Below are 597 nucleotides of genomic sequence, written 5' to 3' on the forward strand. Positions count from 1 at the left end.
GCCGGCGGGCGGCGGCCGGCCCGGCCTCGGCGGCGGTCCGTCCGGCGGCTCCGGCGGCTCCGGAGGAGCCGGTAAGGGACTCGCGGGCGCCGGTGCCGGTGGGGGCGGACGCCTGGGCGCGGGCTCGGCCCCGCGTGCGGCGCTGCCCGGACGTGACGGCGCGCCCCAGGGCGGCAACCGGCAGAACGGCCCGCAGGGCGGCCCCTCCCAGGGCAGCGGTTTCGCCTCCGGCGGTCTCCAGCCGCAGGCCCGGCATGCGCAGGGTCAGGGCCAGGGTCGGCAGTCGTCCGGCCCGCAGTCCCAGTCGGGTTCGGGGCAGGACTTCTTCGCTCCCGGCGGCCGCACCCAGCAGAGCCCCCAGGGCGGTCAGGGCGGCTACGGTCAGGACTCCTTCAGCCAGCAGGGCCGGGACGGCGGCCGCGGTCTGAGCGGCGCGTTCGGCTCCGGGGCCGGCCGCGGTGCGCAGAACGCCCCCGCCCGTGACGAGGCCCGCGCCTTTGGCGCCGACGACCGGGGACGGCAGCTTCCCGCCCCCGGCGGCCCGCGCGCCGAACTCCCGGGCGGCGCCGGCGGGGGCGCACCTCGCGCCCCGCGCCC

General features: G+C 81.7%; 1 pseudogene. It reads right to left on the reverse strand.

The features are described 5' to 3' along the window. A pseudogene (locus QCN29_RS36740) lies at positions 1-597 on the reverse strand (hypothetical protein); the annotation flags it as partial.

The organism is Streptomyces chengmaiensis (assembly GCF_029846775.1).
In the GTDB taxonomy this organism is placed as follows: Bacteria; Actinomycetota; Actinomycetes; order Streptomycetales; family Streptomycetaceae; genus Streptomyces; species Streptomyces chengmaiensis.